This window comes from Rhodococcus sp. T2V (assembly GCF_029269925.1).
In the GTDB taxonomy this organism is placed as follows: Bacteria; Actinomycetota; Actinomycetes; order Mycobacteriales; family Mycobacteriaceae; genus Rhodococcus_F; species Rhodococcus_F koreensis.
The window spans coordinates 1-2,034 of sequence record NZ_JARJBD010000256.1 but is presented as its reverse complement, the minus strand read 5'-3'; the positions used below and the strand labels follow the sequence as shown (position 1 = coordinate 2,034).

Annotated in this window: 1 protein-coding gene and 1 pseudogene; both read right to left on the bottom strand. The window is 65.6% G+C overall.

The features are described from left to right. Positions 1-210: 210 nt before the first annotated feature. A complete protein-coding gene (locus tag P3H15_RS53685) occupies positions 211-1,146 on the bottom strand; it encodes a bifunctional NUDIX hydrolase/histidine phosphatase family protein (RefSeq protein ID WP_276144772.1) in 936 nt (311 codons plus the stop codon). 35 nt (positions 1,147-1,181) lie between these two features. Beyond that, a pseudogene (locus P3H15_RS53680) lies at positions 1,182-2,034 on the bottom strand (RNA degradosome polyphosphate kinase); the annotation flags it as partial.

The following is a 2,034-nucleotide window of genomic DNA, read 5'->3' as shown; positions in this document are numbered from 1 at the left end:
CGGCCAAGACGGTTGCCGCGAAGAAGACTGCAGCCAAGAAGGCTCCGGCCAAGACGGCTGCAAAGAAGACCGCAGCAAAGAAGGCTCCCGCGAAGCGCGCCAAGTAAGACAGCGCACACGGGTCTTCCCGAACACAGACAGGCGCCGACCCTGGGGGTTGGCGCCTGTCTGTGTCGTCGTCGTTCCCGGACGAAATCCGGCCGGCGGCTCTCAGTCCTTCCGCGTGGGAGGCAGGGGACTGTCGATGTGGTCGGCGGCGATGAGTTTGCCCCCGGACAGTGAGAGCACCCAGGTGCTCGCCTTTCTGTTCCGTGCCGGGGGGAGTGCGACGCCGTCGATGTCCGCCCACCAGTCGAGCAGATCGGGAATGACGCCACCCTGGCTGCAGATCACCTGAACCCCGCCGAGCGCGGCGATCTTGCGGACCCGGGTACGGGTGGCCGCCGGGTCGGCGGTGTAACTCTCCTCGGACAACAGCGGATCCAACCGGACGGTCGTGTCCAGCGCGCGGGCCAGCGGCTCGACCGTCTGTGTGCACCGCGTTCTATCGGCCGACGTGATGTCGGTGGCCCCGAACGCCTCGAGCTGGGCTACGAGGGCGTCGGCCTGGAGTATGCCGTTCGCGTCCAGGGGCCGGGTGTCGTCGTCGCCCCTGTACCGTTTCCGGCTTCCCGCCTTGGCATGCCGGACCAGGAGGACGGTCGCGGTGTCGGGCGGCCCAGCCGTGAAACGGCGGAGCATCGTGCGATCCATGGGATAGGACAGCTGATCGGCCACGTCCGATACGGGAAGCCACCGCATCAGGTCCACTTCGCTGTTGGGGACGAATTCGCCCGCGCGGGCTTCGGCCGCCCAGTATTCGACTCGTTTCAACCGGCGGTGCCCGGGAATCGGATAGGTCAACGCGCCGAGATGCCTCCCGAGGCGCCCGCGAATACCCGTCTCTTCTTCCACCTCGCGCAGCGCTGCCACCACTGCGGTTTCGCCGGGGTCGAGTTTTCCCTTGGGAAACGACCAGTCCTCATACTTGGGCCGGTGAATGACCGCGATCTCGATCTCGTCGGGATTCTCGGGAGACTTTCGCCACAGCACTGCTCCCGCCGCGAAGATATTGGCTTTGACCGGTTTGCCGGGTGTGCCGCTCACCGAGTTCCTTCCCTACTGCCGCGGGTACGCCGCGATCAGGATCCGGTGCCCATTCGTTTACGCATCATGGCCTCCTGGTGGTCCCGGACCTCCTCGCCCTGTGCCGGCGACGGAACCCACCGGCCGTCGGGTCCGAGCACCCAGCACCGCGTGACGGGATCGAGCGCCGAATCGACGATCTCGCCGATCTGAGCGGTGAGGCGAGGATCCTTCACCTGCGCCATGACCTCGACGCGTCGGTCGAGGTTGCGGTGCATCATGTCTGCGCTGCCGATCCAGAATTCGTCGGCGCCGCGGAAATGGAAGACTCGCGAATGCTCGAGGAAACGGCCGAGGATCGACCGGACGTGGATGTTCTCGCTCAATCCGGGAACTCCGGGCTTGAGGGCGCAGATGCCGCGCACGACGATCTCGACGGGCACACCGGCCTTGGACGCGCGATAGAGCGCGTCGATCACTTGCTCGTCGACCAAGGCGTTGGCCTTCAGGAGGATTCCGGCGTCTTCGCCCCGCAACTTGTGCGCAATCTCACCATCGATCCGCTCGATGATGCCCCGGCGCACACCGTACGGCGCGACGAGGAGGTTGCGATACTGCGTTTTGCGCGAATAGCCGGTGAGCGAGTTGAACAGGTCGGTGAGGTCGGCGCCGATCTCCGGTGCCGCGGTGAGCAGACCGATGTCTTCGTACAGCCGGGCCGTCTTCGGGTTGTAGTTTCCGGTGCCGATGTGGCAGTAACGGCGGATGGTGGACCCCTCGCGGCGGACGACGAGGCAGGTCTTGCAGTGGGTCTTGAGCCCGACCAGTCCGTACACCACGTGCACACCCGCGTGTTCGAGTTTGCGGGCCCATTTGATGTTCGCTTGCTCGTCGAATCGCGCCTTGATC